Annotated in this window: 19 protein-coding genes; 15 read left to right on the top strand and 4 right to left on the bottom strand. The window is 54.0% G+C overall.

The features are described from left to right. Nucleotides 1-7: 7 nt before the first annotated feature. The gene (locus AC3WJN_RS11905) at nucleotides 8-1,018 is read right to left on the bottom strand and encodes a helical backbone metal receptor (protein ID WP_492329267.1); all 1,011 of its coding nucleotides are present in this window, start codon (nucleotides 1,016-1,018) and stop codon (nucleotides 8-10) included. Nucleotides 1,019-1,565: 547 nt separating this feature from the next. Between AC3WJN_RS11905 and AC3WJN_RS11900 the strand changes: the two genes are divergently transcribed. Together AC3WJN_RS11900 and AC3WJN_RS11895 are read left to right on the top strand one after the other, a co-directional pair. Continuing rightward, nucleotides 1,566-3,680: a polymorphic toxin-type HINT domain-containing protein gene (locus AC3WJN_RS11900; protein WP_157179527.1), complete on the top strand. Its 2,115-nt coding sequence runs from the start codon at nucleotides 1,566-1,568 to the stop codon at nucleotides 3,678-3,680. A gap of 17 nt (nucleotides 3,681-3,697) precedes the next feature. Beyond that, on the top strand, nucleotides 3,698-4,084 hold the full coding sequence (locus AC3WJN_RS11895; protein WP_007782801.1) for an Imm8 family immunity protein: 387 nt from the start codon (nucleotides 3,698-3,700) through the stop codon (nucleotides 4,082-4,084). A 494-nt stretch (nucleotides 4,085-4,578) separates the two neighbouring features. Here the strand turns inward: AC3WJN_RS11895 and AC3WJN_RS11890 are convergent, their stop codons facing one another. Further along, nucleotides 4,579-5,175: a MerR family transcriptional regulator gene (locus tag AC3WJN_RS11890; RefSeq protein WP_007782798.1), complete on the bottom strand. Its 597-nt coding sequence runs from the start codon at nucleotides 5,173-5,175 to the stop codon at nucleotides 4,579-4,581. Between the two features lie 286 nt (nucleotides 5,176-5,461). Here AC3WJN_RS11890 and AC3WJN_RS11885 point away from each other — a divergent pair, with 286 nt between their 5' ends. The 3 genes from AC3WJN_RS11885 (at nucleotide 5,462) to AC3WJN_RS11875 (ending at nucleotide 7,230) form a co-directional block, all read left to right on the top strand. Beyond that, nucleotides 5,462-5,656: a hypothetical protein gene (locus AC3WJN_RS11885; RefSeq protein ID WP_005828092.1), complete on the top strand. Its 195-nt coding sequence runs from the start codon at nucleotides 5,462-5,464 to the stop codon at nucleotides 5,654-5,656. A 169-nt stretch (nucleotides 5,657-5,825) separates the two neighbouring features. Continuing rightward, on the top strand, nucleotides 5,826-6,521 hold the full coding sequence (locus AC3WJN_RS11880; protein WP_005828090.1) for a metal-dependent hydrolase: 696 nt from the start codon (nucleotides 5,826-5,828) through the stop codon (nucleotides 6,519-6,521). Between the two features lie 250 nt (nucleotides 6,522-6,771). Then, nucleotides 6,772-7,230 carry a TspO/MBR family protein gene (locus AC3WJN_RS11875; RefSeq protein ID WP_429775992.1) on the top strand — a complete coding sequence of 153 codons (459 nt, stop codon included), beginning with the start codon at nucleotides 6,772-6,774 and terminating at the stop codon, nucleotides 7,228-7,230. A gap of 19 nt (nucleotides 7,231-7,249) precedes the next feature. Here AC3WJN_RS11875 and AC3WJN_RS11870 read toward each other — a convergent pair whose 3' ends face one another. Beyond that, nucleotides 7,250-8,542, bottom strand: a complete 1,293-nt coding sequence (locus AC3WJN_RS11870; protein WP_238503933.1) for an amidohydrolase — start codon at nucleotides 8,540-8,542, stop codon at nucleotides 7,250-7,252. A gap of 209 nt (nucleotides 8,543-8,751) precedes the next feature. Between AC3WJN_RS11870 and AC3WJN_RS11865 the strand changes: the two genes are divergently transcribed. The 10 genes from AC3WJN_RS11865 to AC3WJN_RS11820 all read left to right on the top strand — a co-directional run bounded on the left by AC3WJN_RS11865 (nucleotide 8,752) and on the right by AC3WJN_RS11820 (nucleotide 18,985). Beyond that, nucleotides 8,752-9,609 carry a MurR/RpiR family transcriptional regulator gene (locus AC3WJN_RS11865; protein ID WP_035423134.1) on the top strand — a complete coding sequence of 286 codons (858 nt, stop codon included), beginning with the start codon at nucleotides 8,752-8,754 and terminating at the stop codon, nucleotides 9,607-9,609. Between the two features lie 21 nt (nucleotides 9,610-9,630). After that, entirely contained in the window at nucleotides 9,631-10,668 is a 1,038-nt protein-coding gene (locus AC3WJN_RS11860; protein ID WP_197187254.1) for a serine hydrolase domain-containing protein, read from the top strand. A gap of 57 nt (nucleotides 10,669-10,725) precedes the next feature. Beyond that, nucleotides 10,726-12,024, top strand: a complete 1,299-nt coding sequence (locus AC3WJN_RS11855) for an ABC transporter substrate-binding protein (RefSeq protein WP_005828078.1) — start codon at nucleotides 10,726-10,728, stop codon at nucleotides 12,022-12,024. 26 nt (nucleotides 12,025-12,050) lie between these two features. Next, nucleotides 12,051-13,040, top strand: a complete 990-nt coding sequence (locus AC3WJN_RS11850) for a carbohydrate ABC transporter permease (protein ID WP_005828076.1) — start codon at nucleotides 12,051-12,053, stop codon at nucleotides 13,038-13,040. Nucleotides 13,041-13,100: 60 nt separating this feature from the next. Next, entirely contained in the window at nucleotides 13,101-13,925 is an 825-nt protein-coding gene (locus tag AC3WJN_RS11845; protein WP_025846788.1) for a carbohydrate ABC transporter permease, read from the top strand. Beyond that, nucleotides 13,912-14,886: an N-acetylglucosamine kinase gene (locus AC3WJN_RS11840; protein WP_005828072.1), complete on the top strand. Its 975-nt coding sequence runs from the start codon at nucleotides 13,912-13,914 to the stop codon at nucleotides 14,884-14,886. The genes AC3WJN_RS11845 and AC3WJN_RS11840 overlap by 14 nt, the downstream gene beginning before the upstream one ends. An 8-nt stretch (nucleotides 14,887-14,894) precedes the next feature. Next, complete coding sequence (murQ, locus tag AC3WJN_RS11835) at nucleotides 14,895-15,797, top strand: N-acetylmuramic acid 6-phosphate etherase (protein ID WP_005828070.1); 903 nt, start codon at nucleotides 14,895-14,897, stop codon at nucleotides 15,795-15,797. A gap of 173 nt (nucleotides 15,798-15,970) precedes the next feature. After that, nucleotides 15,971-17,383 carry a PAS domain-containing sensor histidine kinase gene (locus AC3WJN_RS11830; RefSeq protein ID WP_122952882.1) on the top strand — a complete coding sequence of 471 codons (1,413 nt, stop codon included), beginning with the start codon at nucleotides 15,971-15,973 and terminating at the stop codon, nucleotides 17,381-17,383. 33 nt (nucleotides 17,384-17,416) lie between these two features. Next, nucleotides 17,417-17,743 carry a DUF3870 domain-containing protein gene (locus tag AC3WJN_RS11825; protein ID WP_005831450.1) on the top strand — a complete coding sequence of 109 codons (327 nt, stop codon included), beginning with the start codon at nucleotides 17,417-17,419 and terminating at the stop codon, nucleotides 17,741-17,743. 27 nt (nucleotides 17,744-17,770) lie between these two features. Next, nucleotides 17,771-18,985: a sensor domain-containing diguanylate cyclase gene (locus AC3WJN_RS11820; RefSeq protein ID WP_005831448.1), complete on the top strand. Its 1,215-nt coding sequence runs from the start codon at nucleotides 17,771-17,773 to the stop codon at nucleotides 18,983-18,985. Here AC3WJN_RS11820 and nhaC read toward each other — a convergent pair. Continuing rightward, nucleotides 18,982-20,352 (bottom strand): Na+/H+ antiporter NhaC, encoded by a 1,371-nt coding sequence (nhaC, locus tag AC3WJN_RS11815; RefSeq protein ID WP_005831446.1) that lies wholly within the window; start codon nucleotides 20,350-20,352, stop codon nucleotides 18,982-18,984. The genes AC3WJN_RS11820 and nhaC overlap by 4 nt on opposite strands. Between the last annotated feature and the right edge of the window lie 312 nt (nucleotides 20,353-20,664).

Below are 20,664 nucleotides of genomic sequence, written 5' to 3'. Positions count from 1 at the left end.
CTCCTTATCACTTGTACAGAATTTCCGCGAGCTGCTGGTAGGCGGCAGGGGCGTTGACGATCGAGGCAGTGCCGAACGTGCTGAAATCAAGCGACTGCATTTTGCCGTTTTTGAAGGCGTTCATTTTTTCCCAGGCGCCGTTCTTTTTCACGTCTTCTTCGAATTTTTTCGCTAAGGCATTCGGATCGCCGTGCGCCACGAGCAAAATCACGTCCGGGTTGGCCGCGACGATGCTCTCCATGTTCAGCGGCGCGTACGTTTGCGTTTGCTTCAACGTGTCGGTAGCGACGTTGACGGCTCCTAGGTTGTGCGCGATGCTTCCGGCGAAAGTCTGGTCGCTCATGACCATGAGCGATTCCGCCGAGCCGAACAGGAACAGCACCTTTGGCGTCGGTTTGCCCTTCGTCGTTTCGATGATGCTTTTTTCCTGCTCCGCAATTTTGCTCAGGAGCTGCTCTGCTTTTGCCTCTTGCTTGAACAGCCGTCCGAGTACGACAGTGGACAATTTCAGCTCATCCAAGGAATCGACAGGCAAGTAAGCGGTAGGTGTGCCGGCAGGCTTTAATTTTTTGTCGACGCTGTCCTTGATCGAGGACGGACCGAGCACGAACTCCGGCTGCAGCTTCGCGATTTGCTCCAGGTCCGGCTGGTGCGACGTCCCGATGCGCGGAACGCTGTCCAGAGCCGCTGGCAGCTTGCTGCTCGTCGTCGGTACGCCTACGGGGGCGATCCCGAGTTCATGCAAAATTTCCGTAATCGCGACAGAGATGGTCACGACTTTTGTGGGAGTTTGGTTTTGAAACTGGGCGAGCAGTTCTTCCGCCTTTTTCTCATCAATGCTGACAGAGGGAGCAGCCTGCTCGCTGGATGCCGCTTGCGTGGAGGTGGTTTGGCTCGGTTGTTCGCTGGTTTGGTTCTGCTGAGTGGTTGCCTGTTCGGGAGACTGTGCACTGCTGCACCCGACAGCGCTTGTCAAAAGTAGGGCAATCATGCCCATTTTCCATCCTGATTGCTTCACTATGTATAGCCTCCTGATCTTGATAATGAGAATCAATACTGTTTGGCTTGATTATATAGAGAATGATTACTATTATCAATAAGGATTTTGTAATGAAAAAGGGCCACGAGTGCAGGGGAACCGCCGGAAACCGCAGATTTGTCGAAGGGTGGAAATGGTAGTGAGTTAGAGGAGGTTGTTATTTTGTATATTAATTTGTTCCATTTTTATACAGCAGGACTAGGGGGCGTTATTGTTATGCATACTCGTTTTGTTTGGAGATATTACAAGGGGAGTTTTGAGGGGGGATTGTCAAGATAAGCGGTGTTGAATGGGCGCGGTTTAGTGAGGGCGTGGCGACTTGCGGATACGGAAGCGAGCGGGGGAGTGATGCGGAGGCAATCGTGACGGGGTATTTTGGATCATCGACAAATTCGTTTGTCTATGAATCATCTTGCACGCAGAGTATTTAAGAGTATAACCAAGTCTGCATATCAATTAATTGGAAATAGAGGAAGGGATGTGTAAGATTTGATTCACTTAAAACGACTTTTGTGAGTTTGAGAACTTGGGTGTCGATTCCTTTGTAGATGTAAATAAAAGTAATAGCACAGCGGCTTTCTTTAAAGTGACGCCAGCCCATTCTGGTAAGCACCGAATTTTTTCGTCTCCGTATTTCAATAATGGACTTGAACAAGATACAAGACTGTCTATTTATTCGGATGCAAATTTGCAGAATGAAGTGACAAGCAACGACGATCATGAAGGTCCTTTTGGCACCAAATTTTCAAAAGTCGAATGGGACGCGACAGCGAATACAACATACTACGTTAAGCTTGAAACAACAGCACCTGCCTTGCAGTCTCGACTTACCTTTGAAGAAGACTTGGACAGCACGAGAGAAACAGCCATTCCGGCTGAATGGGATGAAATTTATACGGACAAATTGTCGTCTCCCTATGACGTTGACTACTTTGTGCTCACGGCTGAAGAAATGGCTTACATGAACCTGTATGTGACAAATAACATGCTCATCTTGGAGGACTCGCAAGGAACTGAGCTTAAAACCTTCCACGCGAATGAGGAAGACACGTTGTTTGTTACAGAAGCGGCTGGGACCTACTATGCAAAGGTAGTTTGGAATCAAAGCCAGGCACCAGTCCAATTAAATTCTGGTATTTCGCTATTGTCCGCTGAAATCGGTCAAAGCTATCAAGCAGGCTTTCATGGTCCAAAACGAATTTCCAGTAATTTCGCAGTGGATACAACACCAGGTTTTGAAAAATCAGTAACTGTACAATGGAGATTTTCAAATCCCCATCCAAGCGTAACGATTCAGGTACTCAAGCAGGGAAGACCAGTCTATGAAGAGACCAGAACGAACCAGCCAGCAGGATACCATACGTTCAGTTGGAATGGCATCTACACAAAAGTGAATCCCGGACATCGGGCTGAAAGTGGCGTCTACTTTGTTAAAGTCGTAGCTTCCGATGCACAACAATATCAAATTCTTGTGCCAATAAGTATTGTAAATACAAACCCGAATGAAGAGCTTGATATCCAATATTTAATCTCTCGCTACAACAGCACCATTCCAAGCGCCACGATCCGTCAAGCACAAGAGAATCTGCAGGCTATGCTGTTCTATGATGGCCCGATCACGGGGGCGTACAATGAAGACTTTTTAATGTCTGTCATTGCTTTTGAAGTAATTCTGAACAGAAGCGTGCATGTTTCTCTCAACGTAAACGTTGGTGGTGGAGAAGTACTAGAAGAGAAAGGGGAGTTAACGAATCAGTTAGTTTATTACATCCATTCAGGAAGAGCGACTGGGCGGGATAAATATGGAAAGTTTGCCGAGTTTCTCTTTAATGGAGATGTTGTTATATATGAGACTGGTGCAGCCACGGTTCCTGTGCTTCGTTTGACCAAGGTTGGTGGAAAGCTAGTCAAGAAAGCGGGTAAGACCATTGATGATTTATTTGAATGTAATTGCTTTACAGCAGGGACAAAGGTTTTAACGGATGAAGGTGAGAAACCTATCGAGGAAATCGAGGTCAGGGACAAGGTTCTGGCCAAAGACGAAGAGACAGGCAAGTTGGCATACAAGGAAGTGGAATGGCTCTATCAACGAGATGTTCAAGAGACGTATAATCTTACAGTTTACGGTGAAGTGATTACAACAACAGATGAGCATCCGTTTTGGATTGTTGGCAAGGGGTGGGTGGAAGCTAAAAAACTTGTGCCAGGGGATGTTCTAACCACTTCGAATGGCAAAGAGGTAGCCATTGAAAAGGTGGAGAAGAAGCAGGGGCACACAACCGTTTACAACTTCAAGGTGAAGGATTTCCATACGTATTTTGTCTCCAATCTGTGGATTTGGACGCATAATAGTTGTGAGATCACCCCAGAACAGTTAGCCGAGCTGGCCAGAAACTCGAAACCGATAGATGGATTGGAAGGTACAGTATCCGCCTACGTTGTGCATCAAGCAGCGCGTATTTTTGTCGGAGAGGGTGCGGCTATACAAAAAATTGATGGTGGGATGTTGTATACTAGTAAAGACAAGCTTAGAAGGGTTAGAACTGGACAAAAACTGGGGAAAGGTGTCTATGAAGCCAATTTTGAGACTTTTGATGCTAAAAATACCAAACTTACGAATTACCATGTTGAAATCAAATAAACAGGATGTGATCCTATATGGTAGTGCCAGTTTTAAAAAGAATTGTGTTAGTTGGTGACGAACCAGATGTAACAGATGATGATTTTGGAGTTGCAGCAAATGCAGATATTGGAACGGATGATGCGGAAGGGGTAGATTATTTTTATTTTAGAGTAGTAAGCCCTAAAAGACTGCTTTCTTTTCTGAAAGAGGATAAGATTGTAAATGGTCGAGCTACTTTTATTATGGAAAGGTTCGATTTAAGTTTAGTAGAGGAAGAGATTAACAAAATCTTAGGAGATTGCATTCGCCCTACATGGGCTGAGGTAGCAAAGGCAATTAACCGCCATTTGAATTGGGAGTACGATAACATTCAATACGAAACAGTTGAAGAAGCAATGGCAAGACTAAAGAAGAACAAATGATATATGAGACCTTGAAGGATAGTTTCCTTCAAGGTCTATTTTCTATCACCCATGGACTTGAAATGCATTATTTAAAAGCGCGTAGCGTAGGAACATTAAAAGAAAGTTGGAGATACAAAACCAAGCTCTAGCTGTGCAGTTTGCTCCGTTGCTGCTTTGTAAATGGGTGTAAGGTGCCGTTACTTTCTTGACATCATTGTACGGTGACATTGGAAATGAGCGTAGGTGAAGTCTCGGGAATGTAAATTTTTTTGTGTAAATGGGTTTTTAACAGGCGGATGGTTACGTGGGCGGCTTTACATGGAGGGGCGGGCATGATAGGCTCGTTTGCCATGCGATGCATGGTTGACTGGCATCGCCCCATCGCAAGAAATCATGCCCGCAGAGGCTCCATGAGGCGAGTCAGAGTGTTTTTGCATCGGCCTCACGAACGAACATACGAAACCGCAGAAACCGCCTCCGCCAGCTTGCCAAACCACTTCCTGCCATTACACTTAGCTCAGCCGAAACAGCTTATGCCAAATAGACGTTTTCCGCTCGGCGTCCTTGAGCTTGGCCAACTGGACTTTGGCGTCCATGATGTCGCTCATCGCTTTGGTCAGGCGGCGGTCGCGCTCCTTGAGGCTGCTGCGGATATACGCCTCCTGCTTTTCCAGGCGCGCGAGCAGCGCCTGCTGGTTCTCATCCTGCTGCTTCACGTGCAGCGCCAGGGCGTGCAGCTTTTCGTCGATGGCGTCCAATGCTTCGAGAGTGTCTTCTGTTGCGACGGGATGAGCAACAGGAGCGAGAGCAACAGCCGTCTCTCTGTGAGCCGCTCCCGCTCCCGTGTAGTTTTGGCTGACGATCATTAGCGCGGCTTCTTCCTGGGGAATGAGCTGGTCCTTGGTCAGCTCGTAAAAGCGGGTCAGGCAGGACACATCCATCTGGCGGTATTCGCGCCGGTTTTGATTGTCCCGCAGGAACCAATAGCCGTGCTGCTCGAGCAGCATGCCCCACTTGCGCAATGTGCTCGCCCCGATCCCGAGCATTTCGGCGACTTCCCTGCCGCTGTAGGTCCGTTCCCTGGCGACAAGCTCAATGACGTCTCCCATGCTTATCCCTCCTGCCGTACGTGCTTTTCATCCGTTTTTTACCCATTCTGTGCGGCAAAAGAATTTCCTTTTGCAATCGTGCGACAATTTCCTGCACCGTTCGAATTTTGCGCCGGTGATTGTCCGCGCTCTGTCATCTGCCGACAAAACTCGCCGTTGTGGCGCTGCACGCCGCAAACTAGACGAATGACGGACGGGTACAAGTACATTTTCTGTTTGTCTGTGCATTTGCTCAGTAGGGCTATGCCAAACGTACATAGGATGCTTACAGAAGGAGGGATTGACCATGGCATTCAGAGACCAGGTGAGACGATTCGAAGGGAAAAACGTAAAGGTTGAGACTGTGAATTGCAACTTTTTCGGCAAGCTGATCGAGGTAAAATCCAGCACTATCATCCTGCGCGAACACGACAACCATCGCCGCACCATCATTCGTGATTCTAAAATTATTGCCGTTACGGAACACGACCACGACTGCTAAGCTGCCATACCGTCTTGTTAACAGAAATGAGTTGTTCCTCAGGCTGTCGAGCGATCGGCAGCCTCTTCCTTTCTTTTTGCCGGAGTGTGCAGATGGATTTTATTCCCGCCCCTGCGCATGGTAACATGGTAGAGGAACAAACCAATGATGAGAGAGGGCAGGGGATACCATGTTGGAAATCCGGTTTCACGGACATTCTTCCGTGCAGTTGACCAGTGAAGGGCATTCGATCATGATTGACCCGTTTATTTCGGGAAATCCGCTGGCAAAAACGACGCTTGCGGACATCCAAGTCCAGTACATCCTGCTGACGCACGGACACCAGGACCATATTCTCGACGCAGTCGAGCTGGCAAAGGCAAATGACGCGACCATCGTCGCGACGCATGAGCTGGCTACATACCTTGACTGGCAAGGCGTCAAAACCGTTTCGATGAACCTGGGCGGCTCTGTGACACTGCCTTTTGGAAAAGTGAAAATGACACAGGCGTTCCACAGCTCCGGCGTCGTGCTGGATGACAAGCAGCAGATCGTCTACATGGGGATGCCAGGCGGCTTTGTGATCGAGCTGGGCGGCAAAACGATCTACCACGCGGGAGATACAGGGCTGTTCGGCGACATGAAGCTGATTGGAGATCGCCATGATATCGACTTGGCGTTTTTGCCGATTGGGGATGTATTCACGATGGGGCCGGAGGATGCGGTGATCGCCGCCGAGTGGATCGCCGCCGACTACGTCGTGCCGATTCACTACGATACGTTCCCGCCGATCAAACAGGACGGAGACGCGTTTGTCGCGACTTTGGCCGAAAAAGATATCAGAGGCAAGGCACTGAAACCAGGCGAGGTTTTGCGCCTGCCGTAGTCTGCAAGACTGCGAGCCTGTAAGACTGCAAGCTACAAGCCCGCAAGTCTACCAGCCCGCAGCCGAGAGCAAACCGCCTTTTGCCAAAAAACCGCTTGTCCGAAAAAACGGGACAGGCGGTTTTTCTTTTCCTGTCTTCTATAAAAAGAGACAGGCCAATCTCTGAAAAAGCGGCATGAAAATGGTAGCGACGCTCATAGATATAGAAACATAGGGAAGAGAGCCTGGCAAAAAGGAGAGGAAAGTCTCGATGAGCACTTTGCACCATACGCTGCTGTTTTTCTCGGTGATCGTCCTTTATTCATTGGCGAGCCTCGCCTTTCCGGGGGGCGGGGCCTGGTACGAGTCGCTGACCAAGCCTGAAGGCACGCCGCCCGACCATGTGCTCAAGATCGTCTGGTTTATTTTGCATGTGCTCATTGCCGCATCTGTCGTCATTGCTGTTCGCCGCAAGCAAATGAATCGGGAGCTTTTGCTTCTGTACGGAATAAACTGGTTTTTTCATCAGTTGTTCACGCTGTTGTTTTACAGGCTGCAATTGCCGTTTTTGGCCGCCGTCGACACGATTCTCATCCTGTACTCGACCTGGGTGCTGATCCGGGCGATTCGGCCGCTGGACAAGATCGCCTCCTCCTTGTTGATCCCGTATTTGCAATGGAGCCTGTTCGCCATCTATCTTGCGGTTTCGTTCTGTGTGCTGAACCTGTGAGCGTTGGGAGCGTGCCGGACTACAGCCCTGCGACGAGCCGCTTTGCCCGCTCTGTGGCTTGGCGATACACGTCCTCCCAGGAGATGGTTTGCAGCTTGCGGTCGCGCATCAAAACTTCGCCGTTGACGATCGTGGTATCGACATCCGCGCCGGTCGCGCTGTAGGCGACGAGCGAATGCAGGTCGTGCAGCGGGGCGAGGTGCGGCTTTTTCAGATCGAGCAGGATGAGATCGGCGCGTTTGCCTGTCGCAAGTGTGCCCACCTCGTGGTCGATCCCGAGCAGTCTGGCGCTCTCGATCGTCGCCATGCGCAAAACTTGCTCGGCTGGCAGCACGGTCGGATCGCCATAGTGCAGCTTTTGCATCCAGGACGCCGCCTTGATTTCCGCAAACATGTCGAGCGTCGTGGCGCTGCCTGCTCCGTCGGTGCCCAGGCCGACCGTGACGCCTTGGGCGAGCAGCTCCGCGACAGGAGCGATTCCGCAGCCGAGCTTCAGATTGCTCACAGGGTTGTGCGCGACGCCGCCTCGCATGCCGCGCAAACGGCCGATGTCCTCTAGGCTCAAGTGGACAGCGTGGGCGAGCAGGACGTGATTTTCGTGAAAAGTCCCCAGCTCCTGCAAATACTCGGTCGGCGTCTGGTCGTATTTCTCGCGGATTTTTTCCACTTCCTCGCGGGTTTCGGCCAGGTGGATGTGCAGCGGAATCCGGCGGCTTCTGGCGAGATCGACGACCTCTTTCAGCGGCTGCGGCGGGCACGTATAAGGCGCGTGCGGCCCGAGCATGGTGGTGATTCTGCCGTCTGCCGCACCGGACCATCTGTCGATCAGATCGAGCGCTTCGGTCATGCGCCGTCCGCCGTCATCCTGTAAAAAGATCAGGCCGCGCGTCAGCGAAGCTCTGATTCCGCTGTCCCGCACGGCTTCGGCTACAGCGTCCATGTGCACGTACATGTCGGCAAAAGCCGTCGTGCCAGAGGCGATCATTTCCGCAATCCCGAGCATCGTTCCCCAGTAAACGTCCTCTGGCGTCATCCGCGCTTCCGCTGGCAGCATCTTTTTGTCCAGCCAATCCATCAGCTTCAGGTCGTCGGAAAAAGCTCGCAACAGCGACATGCTCGCATGATTGTGGGCGTTGACAAGGCCAGGCATGGCGACCATGTCTTTGGCCGGAAGCACGGTGCTGGCAGACGCTTCAATCACGGGTGCGAGCTTCGCAATCCGCCCGTCCGCAATCAAAATGTCCCCGACCCACGGCCGTTCTTTTTCCACCATCGTCAAGATATGGCACCCTTTAATCAGTAACGTGTTCATGCAACCATCCTCCTTGGATTTCTGTTCGGTTGCAAGCGTAAAGCTTCACGCGGCGGCAGAGTCAAGAGGGAAATTTGTCGCGAAAAAGAGAAGCAAAGCAGTGCTGATTCGCCGGATTCTGTAATATTGTTTATTAGATAACAATTGACTCAAGAAATAATACTACATAAAATGGTGATAAGATACGAAGGAAGAGAGCGGTGGCGCATATGTTAAACGGAGGACTTGTCAGCCTGCAGGCGATTTTGGACGAATTGAAGCCATCCGAACGCAAGGTGGCCGAGTATATACTGGCTCACCCGGAAGATGTGGTGAAGCTGTCGGTGCAAAAGCTGTCCGAGCTGAGCGGAGTATCGGAGGCGACGATTATTCGCCTGGCTCGTTCGCTGAATATGAAGGGCTATCAGGAGCTGAAGCTGCGGATTGCGGGCGACTTGAACAAACAGACGGCGCCCACGAGCTATCAGGAAATCATGATGGAGGGCACGACCGAGTCGATCATGCAGGCGGTGAGCTGGAACAACATTCAGTCGATTCAGGACACACTCTCGGTCCTGTCCAGCGAAGAAGTGAACAGAGCCGTCGATGCGCTGTCCACAGCGAGAAAAATAGACGTGTACGGAGTAGGAGCCTCCGCGGTCATTGCCGACGACATCAGGCAAAAGTTTTCCCGCATCAACCTGTGGTGCGAGGCTTACTCCGATTTTCACGCGCAACTGACCTCGGCTGTCAACCTGTCGGAAAAAGACGTCGTCATCGGCATTTCCTATTCGGGGCAAACCGAGGATATCATCCAGTCGCTGACAGAGGCGAGACAGCAGGGCGCCACGGTCATTTCGCTGACCAAATTCGGGCCTTCGCCTGTCGCGGATTTGGCTCATATCCGGCTGTTTACCAGCTCCGTGGAAAAAAGCATCCGCAGCGGGGCGATGGCTTCCCGGATTGCGCAGCTCAATGTGATTGATATTTTGTTCATCACGATGGTCAGCAGAAAGCAGGATGATGTGATTCCGTTGCTGGAAAAAACGCGGCTGGCTGTCAGCCGGACAAAACGCTCATCCAATTGACGAAAAGGCGGAGGGGGAAATATGGAGGCGCTCGAAAAACTGTTGCAAGGCTGGATCGGCGAGCGACTGCTGCCGGGAGCTGCCCTGCGCGTCGTCCGCGAGGGGCGTGTCTGCTACTCGCTTGATGCGGGAGCTACGAGTATCGCCGACGGCCAGCCGATCACGAAAGACACTTTGTTTGACTTGGCCTCGCTGACAAAGGTGACAGCGACATTGCCCGCGCTCCTGCTCTTGATGCAGGAGGGGCTGCTCGCCCCCGATGACCGGATCGGCGCATTTTTTCCGGATTGTCCGCCCGATAAAGCCGCGATCACGATCGGGCAGTTGCTCGCGCACACGTCCGGACTGCCGGCAGATTTAGAGACGCGCAGGCGGGATAGCGAGATCGTGCTGCCTGAGCTGTTGTATCGGCAGCAGTTGCTGCAAAAGCCGGGCGAGCGAGTCGTCTACAGCGATCTGGGCATGATCTGGCTCGGCCTGCTCATCGAGCGAGTGGCAGGACAGCCGCTGGATGCGTTTGTCGCACAGCGGGTTTTTGCCCCATTGGGGATGGCGCACACTTGCTACTGTCCTGACGGGAGTTGTTTTCCGAATATTGCAAAAACGGAATATTGCTCGCTCACAAGCGCGTACATCTGTGGGGAAGTCCATGACGAAAAAGCGTTTGCCATGGGCGGAGTCGCGGGGCACGCCGGGCTGTTTGCGACTGCGGACGACTTGTGCCTGTACGCGCAAAGCTGGCTGTACAACGAACCGCCCTTGCTTGCGGAGCATTGGCGCGAGCTGGCGGTGCGCAACCACGCCGGGCAAGCGGGCGAAAGCCGCGGTTTCGGCTGGGAGCTGAACCAGGCAGGAACTACGCTCAGTTGCGGCGATCATTTTCATCCCGCGAGCTACGGACATACGGGGTTCACCGGGACCAGCATCTGGATCGACCCGGTCCGGGAGCTTGCCGTCATTTTTCTCACCAATGCCGTTCACCTCGGGCGCAATCATCAGCTTCGGCAATTGCGGCCCATCCTGCACAACGCTGTCACGACCGCGCTGCAAACGGTCTGACTGATAAAGCGAGAGCACGTGTATGATCGCTTCGAAGAAAAAGGGGGAGGGTTCTGGATGAAGCATTTCCGTTTTCGAAGGGCGGCGTCTGTCTTTTTGGTAGCAGCCATGGCACTGGTCGGCTGCAGTTCAGGTGGAGGGGAGCAAACCGCACCAGGCACCCAGCCTGGTGGCAATGAGGGCGGCGGACAGCAGGTGACGCTGTCCATGCACAGTTGGCGGGTCGAGGACACAGAGGGCTACAAGGCGATTATCAAAGCGTTTGAGGCCGAGAACCCGAACATCAAGATCGAGTTCAAGCCGTTCAAGGCAACCGAGTACAACACCATCCTCAACACCGCGCTGCAAAGCGACAGCGGACCGGACATCCTGCAACTGCGTCCGTATGCCCCGGGTATTTCCCTGGCGGAAGCAGGCTATCTGGAGTCGCTGGACAATGTGCCAGGCATCTCCTCCTTCCCCAAAGACGTCCTCGCAGCGGCGACAGGCAAAGACGGCAAAGTCTACGGCGTTCCGCTCTCCTTAAATTCCACGCAGTTTTACTACAACAAGAAAATTTTCGAGCAAAACGGCCTGACAGAGCCAAAGAGCTGGGACGAATTGATAGCGACAGCCAAGGCGTTGAAGGAAAAAGGCATCACGCCGATTTCGTTTGGCGCGAAGGAAGGCTGGCTGCTTTCGTTGAGCCACGGCGTGATCGCTCCGGCGAGCTACAGCGGCGGCGACTATCTCGACAAGCTGCTCAAAGGCGAAAGCAATCTGCAAAGTTCCGAGTTTCTCCAATCGGTTACACGCATGCAGGAACTGATTCCTTATTTCCCGGAAAATTATGTGGGGCTCGAATTGAACGACATGCGCACCTTGTTCGCGACGGAAAAGGCGGCGATGTTCATCAACGGCAGCTTTGAGCTGGAAGGGCTGAAAAAGCTGAACCCCGATTTGCAGCTAGATTTTTTCCCGATGCCGACCAACAACGGGCAGTCTGTCCTGACGACATGGGTGGATGGTTCGTATGCCGTCAACGCCAAGTCGAAGCATAAGCAGGAAGCGTTGAAATTCATGGAGTTTATGGCGACCAAAAAGTTCGGCGAGCTGTTCGCCAACCAGTTCAAGCGTATCAGCGCAGTGCCGGGAGTGTCGACAGACGATCCGCTCGTAAACAAAATGGCGGAGCTGTCGCAAACAAGCTCGACGCCTTACCTGATGGTCGTGCACTTCGCCGAAGGACAGCCGACAACGAAGCAAACGCTGGAAAACGCCCTGCAAGGCATGTACTTGGGCAAGCTCACGCCCGAACAGGTCGCGGGGGAAGTACAGAAGTCCGCCGCCACCTGGTTCCCTCCGTTTAAAAAGTAGGCAGTGATGATCGTTGGCGGGAGCGGATGAACCGTAGCCCTCCCGTCCGCGAAAGCCAAAAGGGGGTGGAGATCATCGGCACGAGGAACAGGCATACGATTCGACCGAAGGGGCGGGCGCGCTGGCTGATCCACCTGTTTCCCTTGCCCGCCTTGATTGTGTACACGCTGTTTGTCCTGTATCCGATTCTTAGCGCTTTTTTGTACAGCTTGTACGACTGGCAGGGCATCAAGCGGGGAGTGTTTGTCGGGCTGAAAAATTTTGTCACGCTGTTTACGGTGGAGCCGTTCAACGAGATGTTCTGGAACGCCTTCGGGCACAACGTCTCCTACTTTGTCATCGAAATGATCGTGCAAAACGGGATTGCGTTCGGCCTCGCCTTTCTCATCTACCGCAAAATTCGCGGCTCGGCCTTTTTGAAAATCGCTTACTTCATGCCGCGGCTGCTGTCTGTGATTGTGATTGGTTTTTTGTGGAAATTAGTCCTCAATCCGAATTACGGAGCGCTGAACACGCTGTTGGCCGAGGTAGGACTGCAGGAGTGGGCCAGACCGTGGCTGGGCGATCCGGATACGGCGCTGATTGCGATTATTTTGATTAACTGCTGGTTTGGCATCGGCTTTGCCATGCTGATCTTTTTGGCCGGATTGCAGGCGATTCCGGAAGAGCTGATCGAGGCAGCCAGGCTGGACGGGGCGCGGGGCTTGCGGTTGTTGTGGAAAATCATCCTGCCGCTGTGCATGCCGGCGATTACGATCATGACGATCTTCACCTTTATCCAGGCGTTCGAAGCGTTTGAGCTGGTGTACGCGATGCAAGGCTCGATGGGCGAGCCGTTTCGCTCGACGGATACGCTCGCGGTCTACTTTTATCGCATGGCGTTTTCCAGTGCGGGCGGCGCGGGAGACTTGGCTGTCGGGCTCGGCTCCGCATTGGCTGTCGTGCTGTTTTTCATCGTCGCATCCGTGTCGGCTGTCTCGCTGTACTTGATGCGCAAGCGCGAAGTCCAGCATTGAGCGATGAAGCGGACCCGCGAGCAGGCTGGGGCTGAACCGGAACGGGAAGGGGGGATGCAGGTGAAAACGAGCGTAGCGGGCAGGGCGGTTTCGTATGTGGCCGCGTATATGTTTGCATTGGTGTCGCTCTATCCAATCGTGTTAATGATTCTTTCCTCGTTTAAAACGAACAGGGAGATTTTCGCCAGTCCGTTGTCGCTGCCGCAGTCGTTTGGCTTTGCGACGTACCGGAAGCTGTGGGAAGCGGTGCCGTTTGCCGACTTTTTGCTGAACAGCGTATTGGTCAGCGGGATGTCGGTGTTGATGATTACGGTCTTTTCCGCGATGGCTGCCTTTTACTTGTCGCGCTTTTCGTATCGCTGGACAGGGGCGCTGTACTTCTTTTTCATCATCGGGCTGATGATTCCGATCAAGCTGGGGATTGTGCCTTTGTTTTTGCTGATGAAAAATTTCGGGCTGCTCAATTCGCTCTGGTCGCTGATCCTGATCTACACGGCGAGCGGGATTCCGATCTCGGTGTTTATTTTGACGGGGTTTTTCCGCACGCTTCCTGTAGAGCTGGAGGAGGCGGCGCGGATTGATGGCTGCAGCCACTTTCAGGTGTTTTGGCGCGTGCTCTTGCCGCTGATCCGGCCCGCGCTCGCGACGGTTGTCATCATCAACTTCATTCACGCCTGGAACGACTTCTTTTTCCCGCTGATCTTCATTCAGGAAGACGCGCTGAAGACGATTCCGGTGGGGATGATGGTGTTGTTCGGGGAGTACGAAACAGATTGGAGCCTGCTTTTTGCCGGGCTGACGTTGTCTGCGCTGCCAATGATCGTCGTGTTTTTGCTGGCGTCCAGACAGTTCATGGAGGGGTTGACCGCAGGTGCAGTTAAATGACGGGAAAAAATGGTTTATCGGGATAGATGGAGGGGGGACGAAGACAAAAGCCGCCATCTGCGACGAGCAAGGGCAAGTGTGGGCGATCGTGGCAGGGGAGTCATCCAATCCGCTGTCGCGGCCGTGGGCACAGGTGGAGGCGACGCTGCAACAGCTCGTTGCGACTGCGTGCGAGCAGGCGGGAGCGAGAGCGGAAGAGGTGGCGGGGCTGTTCATCGGTCTGGGCGGCGCTGATCGCCCGGCGATTCGGGAAAAGCTGCACGCTTCGTTTGCAGAGGTGTGGCAGGAGCGGCTGCGCGTGGACAACGATGCGGTTCCTGCGCTCTACTCCGGGACGTGGGGGCAGCCGGGGATTGTGCTCATCTCCGGTACAGGCTCGATTGCGTGTGCGCTGACAAGCGGAGGGGCGAGGCACCGCGTAGGCGGTTGGGGCTATTTGCTTGGCGATGAAGGCAGCGGCTACGATCTCGGAAAAAAGGCGGCCATGGCGGTTTTGCGCGCATATGACGGTCGCGGCGAGCCGACTGCCTTGACCGGGCTGTTTCTTGCCCATTACCAGGTGGCAAGCCCGGAAGAGCTGATCGGCGTGATCTACGGGGCCAGCAATCCGCGCATGCGCCTGGCCGGGGCGAGTGAGCTGGTGGAGCAGGCGGCACGGCAGCAAGACAGCCTCGCGTGCAGACTGATTGCAGAAGCGGCGGACGATCTGCTCGAGTTGGCGCAGGCATGCCTGGAAAAGACGCAGGAAGCACTGCCTGTCGTGCTCGCGGGAGGGCTGTTTGCCACCGACACGCTGGTCAGACAGCGAGTGATGGATAAAGCTTCGTTTTCGACGGTCATCCCGGACGTGCCGCCTGTGATCGGTTCTCTGGCAGCGGCGATCACGGGCACAGGCCACCGCCTGGACGAAAAAGCGGCAGAGAAGTTGCGAAAAAGCGGTACAGCCTTGGAAAAGAGGTGAAGCCCAGCATGGACGAAAACCTGCACCAGCTTCAGACGGAAATGCGCAATCCGGCCAGCGAGCGGCTGGATCAGATGACGGCGCTGGAAATCGTCACGCTGATGAACGAGGAAGATCACAAGGTAGCGGTCGCCATCAAGCGGGTGCTGCCGCAAGTCGCCGAAGCTGTCGAGCAGATCGTGCAGGCGCTGTCGGGCGGCGGACGGCTGTTTTACTTCGGAGCCGGTACGAGCGGGCGGCTTGGGGTGCTGGACGCCGCTGAATGCCCGCCGACTTTTGGCACGGATGCTTCCGTCGTGCGCGGAATCATTGCCGGCGGAGCGCAAGCGATGACAGAAGCCATCGAAGGGGCCGAAGACTCGCACGAGCTGGGGCGGCAGGATGTGCGCGAGGCGGGAGTCGGGCAGGGCGATGTCGTCGTGGGGATCGCGGCCAGCGGGCGGACGCCTTATGTGCTGGGAGCGCTGGAAGAGGCGAGGGCGCGGCAGGCTGCAACGATAGCGCTTTCCTGCAATCCCGACCCGGACAGCAGCAAAAGCGCCGACATCGCGATCAACATCGAAGTCGGTCCGGAGGTCGTCACCGGCTCTACCCGGCTCAAGGCAGGCAGCGCGACGAAGATGGTGCTGAACATGCTGACGACTGCGAGCATGGTGCAGCTTGGCAAAGTGTACGGGAATTTGATGGTGAACGTGCAGGCGACGAACCAGAAGTTGCGGGAGCGCGCGAAGCATATTGTCATGCAAGTGACGGGAGCGTCGTACGAGGAAGCGGACCGATTGCTCGGGGAAGCGGCAGGCGATGTGCGAGTGGCGATCGTCATGCAAAAGACAGGCTTGGCGGCAAAGGAGGCGGCAGAGCGGCTGGCGCGTGCAGGCAATAAGGTCAGGGCCGCGATTGAGCACGGGTAAGAATGCTCCCCTCTATCCTATAAAAGAAGATTTATATACATTTCACAAACGCAGGGGATGGAAACGGCAAAAAGAATAGGGTAAAATTGGGTATGAATAGCATTTGAGAACGGTTAAGGCTATTTCCGCTAGGCGGATTAGCCGTTTTCTCGTCCCAGGAGGGGAAGGGCACAATGAAAGGCCTGTTGGATAATGAGTGCAGGAGCAGTCTTCTCTATCGCTCCTTCTTCGAGCAAATGGTGCAAGCGGCTTTTTGGCTGGATCAATCAGGAGGCGTTTGCAGAGGCAATCCCGCCTGCGAAGCGCTGACAGGCTACGCAGCAGAAGAGTGGGAGGGCTACCCGTTTTGGAAGCTTGCCATCGCGGAGGAGCAGGAGACAGTGCGCCGTCAGACGCAATGCGCAGTAAACGGGGAGCCGATGCCATTTTGCACGGTTTTCGCTCACAAGGCTGGTCCGCCGGTACCTGTCCATATTACGTATGGCGCATTTTTGGCAGAAGGTGCCACGATTGGCTATTACGCGATGGTGCAAAAGCTGTCGCAAGCCGTGGCCGACAGCAGGGAGGCCCAATCGTGCAAGGTGCTGGATCTCTCGCTGGAGGCGGCCTTTATCTACGAAAAAGGAGAGCTGAAGTACGTCAACCAATCCGGAATCAGGCTCATGGGAGCACGAGGGTACGAGGAGCTTTTGCCCTATCCGTTCACTTCCTTTTTCCACCCGCGCGACATGCCTTTGATTCACGAGCTGCAAAAGCGGCTGGAGCGGGGAGAGACGACCTCGCCGATTGAGGTGGAGCTGATTCGCCTGGACGGCACGCGAACGGATGTGGAGGTTTGCGGCACATCTGTGGTCATTCAGGACAAGCTACGCCATTACATATTGATACGCGATATGACAGAGCGCAAAAGGGTGCATGAATTTTTGCAAAACTCGGAAAAACTGGCGCTGGTGGGACAGTTGGCGGCGGGGATTGCCCATGAGATACGCAATCCGCTGACTTCGTTGAAAGGCTTTATCCAACTGATGCAAAAGGACGGCATGCGCAAGCCGGAGTACTTTTCCATCATGAGCTCGGAGCTGGCGCGGATCGAGATGATCGTCAGCGAGCTGTTGGTGCTGGCGAAGCCGCACGCGTCTGCCTTTGAGGTGCACGACTTGACCAATCTCATCACCCATGTGGTAACGTTATTGGAAACAGAGGCGATTTTGCAAAAAGTGACGATCCAGGTCGCGTTTGAATCGCCGTTGCCTATGGTTCACTGCGATGAAAACCAGTTGAAGCAAGCGTTCATCAACTTTTTGAAAAACGGTATCGAGGCTACATCAGGCAGTGGGGAAATCGTCATCCGGCTATGGTGCGAGGGCGACAAGGTGGTCATCCGCTTTGAGGACAATGGGGTAGGCATCCCGGCGGAGCAGCTTGCCCGGCTGGGAGAGGCTTTCTTCACCACGAAGGAGACGGGAACCGGCCTCGGCCTGATGGTCAGCCGCAGAATCATCGAAAACCATCGAGGAACATTACGGCTGATGAGCACTCCAGGAATCGGAACGACAGTGGAGGTATGTTTGCCCGTCATCAGCTAGAGCGGGGCGAATGGCGAAGGGGAGGACATGCAGATGGCTGAGTGGAAAAACAAAAACACAGTGCTGACAGCGGGATTTGCCCAAATCCCCAAAGGGACGACGCTGTACGAGGTGTCGACGATGGTGGGCTGTGTGCTCATCATTGATGCCGATGACGGCGTCATATGCGATGCCAGTTTTACCTTTGTGATGGACAAGACGAGCGAGTTTCTGGTCAGTCTGCTCGTGGGCAAGTCAGTGGCAGGGGGGATGCAGGAGATTGCGCAGACGATCCAGGAGCGTTTTCTCGCCCCCGGACAGGGAGCTGTTTTGCAGGCCATTCGTGCGGCTGTCGATCGTTATCACGAGAAAAAAGCGTAAGCCTACCCAATAGCCGGAGGGTTGTACATGCATGAAAACAACGCCGTAAGAGAAGCGTACGCAAGACATCTGCTGGAGCGTTATAGCGGCTGGCTCAGCCGTGTTGACGCCGTGGATCAGGAAGAGATCGAGGCGGTAGCCCGCGAGATTGACGAGGTGTTGGCAACAGAAGACGGGATGCGGCACAAGGAGCTGCTGAAAAAAATCAGCGAGTTGCGGGACAAGGTATCCGAAATGATGTGGATGTCGGAGCACATGAAAATTTTGCACGACTTGAGCCATATTTTTGCGAAGACGTTTGAGGAAGACAAGATTTTGTGGAAGGCTTTTGAGCTGGTCTCCCGCGTGATGCGCGCCGACGCCTTTTTCATCGCGTTTTTTGACGAGGGCGACAGCGAGATCAGAATCCCGATCAGCATCGACAACGGCATCAACTACGGGCCGATTACGGTTCCGTACGGCCAGGCGATGATCTCCAAGGTGATTGAGACCCGGCAAACGATCCACATTCGGACGATGAAGGACGAGCCGAGCGAGCCGGAAATGATTCGCTGGGGCAGCCCGGAGATCGACACGAACACTTGTATTTTTGTGCCGCTGATGCTGGGGAATCAGATCAAAGGCGTCATTTCGGCACAGTCCTATCGCGAGTTTGCCTACAAAAAGGAGCACGAGGAGCTTTTGAAGATCATCGGCTTCCAGGTGGCGAGCGCGATCGAGACGGCGCGTCTGTACGAGCGGATGTACCAGATGTCTTTTCAGGATGAACTGACGGGACTTGCCAACTACCGGGCGTTCCACCGCGATCTGGAAAAGCTGCTGGGAGAAGAAAGCTCCCCGGTGGCGTTGATTATGCTCGATTCGGACAGTTTGAAACTGGTGAACGACCATTTCGGACATCACGCGGGAGATGAGCTGATTAGAAGAATCGCCGAGGCGATGAAAGCCGTGGCAGGGCGAGAAAATACGGCCTACCGCTATGCGGGGGACGAGTTCATGCTGCTCTGCCCGAAGGCGACGATGAAGGAAGCGGAGGAAAAGGTGCGGGCGATCCGCGACTTTTTGCGCATGCACCCATTATTGCAGGACAATTGCTGCATCCCGATCGCGGTCAGCGTCGGCATCGCGCGTTTTCCCGACGACAGCGACACGGCAGACGGCTTGAAGCGGGCAGCAGACGAGGCGCTGTACCGCTCCAAGCGCAGAGGGAAAAATTGTACGACCGTGTATGCGACAGGCTAGTGTCTAGTTTCGACTGTGACTTTTGGCTGCCGCAGAGCAAACAGGAAAGTCAACAGCGGCGAAATCCACAGGTAGATTACATACGGCAAGTAGTCGATTGTCGCCACGTGCAACGTTGAGGTGAAAAAGGCCCCGCTGACGCCCCAAGGAATGAGCGGGTTGACGAGCGTCCCGCAGTCTTCGAGCGTACGGGAAAGCCGTCTGCCTTCGATCCCTTGTTTGACAAAGGCGTCGTGGAACATTTGCCCCGGAAGCAGGATCGACAAGTACTGTTCGCCTGTCAAAAGGTTGACGAGGATGGACGACGAGCCGGCCAGTCCGACCATGCCTGCCGCTTTTTGGATGCGCTGGATCAAGCCTGCAAACAAGGCTTCGAACACACCGCTGTACTGCAAAATACCACCGAGAGACAGGGCGATGAGAATGAGGGCAAGTGACCAGGTCATGGACAACAGCCCGCCCCTGTTCACGATAGAAGCAACGGCTTCGTTGGCGATTTCGCTGGCGAAGCCGTTTTGCATGACGTTCATCCATTCGACCGGGGAGTGAACGCCTTGCACGAGAGCAGCAGTCGCGACTCCGCTCAAGATCCCGAAGACGAGGGTCGGCAAAATCGGCTTGCGCAAGGCAGAACAGACGAGCACGACGGCAGCAGGCAAAAGCGTCGTGATTCCCAGGGAAAAATGCTGCGCAAGCACCGTCTGGATTTCCTGGATCGCCTCCAGGCTTACGTCAGCGGACTGTCCCTGAACGGCGAAGAAAATCGCCGTAATCAGCAGGCCGGGAATCGCGGTGTGCGACATGAATTTGATGTGATTCATCAAAGAGACGTTGGCAATCGCAGCCGCAAAGTTGGTCGTGTCTGACAGCGGGGACATTTTATCCCCGAAGCAGGCGCCGCAAATAATCGCCCCGGCTGTCATTAGCGGGTCGAGCCCGAGTGCGGTCGAGACGCCCATCATCGCTACGCCGATCGTGCTGATCGTCGTAAACGTGCTGCCGGTGACGCTCGAGACGATCACGGTCAAAAAGAGGGCGCTGATCGTAAAGTACTCCGGCGAGATCAGCGAGATGCCAAGGTGCAAGATCATCGGAACCGTTCCGCTCATCATCCAGACCCCGATCAACACCCCGATCAGACAGAGGATCAGCATCGGGGCGATGGCGGTCTGGATGCCTTTGACCAGCCCTTCTTCCATCCGCTTCCACGGCACCCCGAACAGCCGCAGGAGCGTGGCCGCCGCAATCGTGGCGGCAAAAAGCGGCATGTGTGGCTCTACTTTGCCCCAGAACAAGGCAGGAAACAGGATGCCGAAGATCGCCAAAAGCACCCAAATACTTTGCGAAAATGAAATAGATTTGTTCATGATGGCAACTCCTTGCAAAATCAGGCTAACGCGAGCGAGCAGCAAGCAAAGAGACGTGGGCTTTCATGCTTTCGCGCTTTTTGGCTTTGTTGCTTTTTCGCTTTTGTGCGTTCCAGTGATAGGCGTACTTTATCCTGAATGGTTTGATTCGTCAACGTGTTCGCTTGTATTCGGAATCGCAAAATAATACGGAGTAGTAGCACATTTTCGTCCGCTATACGTTTGACTGGCATATCAGCCGATAAAAATTCCTTATTTAAAATTATTATAAAAAGATATTGACTTTTACTTGATATCTAGTAAAATGAGAAC

The sequence above is a fragment of the Brevibacillus sp. FW306-2-1A-C05A genome (assembly GCF_058781555.1).
Note: the sequence above shows the minus strand (reverse complement) of the source record. Positions and strands in the feature narration are given on the sequence as shown.

What these genes read in the sequence shown, in the direction of transcription:
- AC3WJN_RS11865 (WP_035423134.1), top strand. Translation starts at nt 8,752, where the DNA reads ATGTTAAACGGAGGACTTGTCAGCCTGCAGGCGATTTTGGACGAATTG.
- AC3WJN_RS11855 (WP_005828078.1), top strand. Translation starts at nt 10,726, where the DNA reads ATGAAGCATTTCCGTTTTCGAAGGGCGGCGTCTGTCTTTTTGGTAGCA.
- AC3WJN_RS11860 (WP_197187254.1), top strand. Translation starts at nt 9,631, where the DNA reads ATGGAGGCGCTCGAAAAACTGTTGCAAGGCTGGATCGGCGAGCGACTG.
- AC3WJN_RS11825 (WP_005831450.1), top strand. Translation starts at nt 17,417, where the DNA reads ATGGCTGAGTGGAAAAACAAAAACACAGTGCTGACAGCGGGATTTGCC.
- AC3WJN_RS11875 (WP_429775992.1), top strand. Translation starts at nt 6,772, where the DNA reads ATGAGCACTTTGCACCATACGCTGCTGTTTTTCTCGGTGATCGTCCTT.
- AC3WJN_RS11870 (WP_238503933.1), bottom strand. Translation starts at nt 8,542, where the DNA reads ATGAACACGTTACTGATTAAAGGGTGCCATATCTTGACGATGGTGGAA.
- AC3WJN_RS11885 (WP_005828092.1), top strand. Translation starts at nt 5,462, where the DNA reads ATGGCATTCAGAGACCAGGTGAGACGATTCGAAGGGAAAAACGTAAAG.
- AC3WJN_RS11890 (WP_007782798.1), bottom strand. Translation starts at nt 5,175, where the DNA reads ATGGGAGACGTCATTGAGCTTGTCGCCAGGGAACGGACCTACAGCGGC.
- AC3WJN_RS11880 (WP_005828090.1), top strand. Translation starts at nt 5,826, where the DNA reads ATGTTGGAAATCCGGTTTCACGGACATTCTTCCGTGCAGTTGACCAGT.
- murQ (WP_005828070.1), top strand. Translation starts at nt 14,895, where the DNA reads ATGGACGAAAACCTGCACCAGCTTCAGACGGAAATGCGCAATCCGGCC.
- AC3WJN_RS11895 (WP_007782801.1), top strand. Translation starts at nt 3,698, where the DNA reads ATGGTAGTGCCAGTTTTAAAAAGAATTGTGTTAGTTGGTGACGAACCA.
- nhaC (WP_005831446.1), bottom strand. Translation starts at nt 20,352, where the DNA reads ATGAACAAATCTATTTCATTTTCGCAAAGTATTTGGGTGCTTTTGGCG.
- AC3WJN_RS11850 (WP_005828076.1), top strand. Translation starts at nt 12,051, where the DNA reads ATGAACCGTAGCCCTCCCGTCCGCGAAAGCCAAAAGGGGGTGGAGATC.
- AC3WJN_RS11820 (WP_005831448.1), top strand. Translation starts at nt 17,771, where the DNA reads ATGCATGAAAACAACGCCGTAAGAGAAGCGTACGCAAGACATCTGCTG.
- AC3WJN_RS11830 (WP_122952882.1), top strand. Translation starts at nt 15,971, where the DNA reads ATGAAAGGCCTGTTGGATAATGAGTGCAGGAGCAGTCTTCTCTATCGC.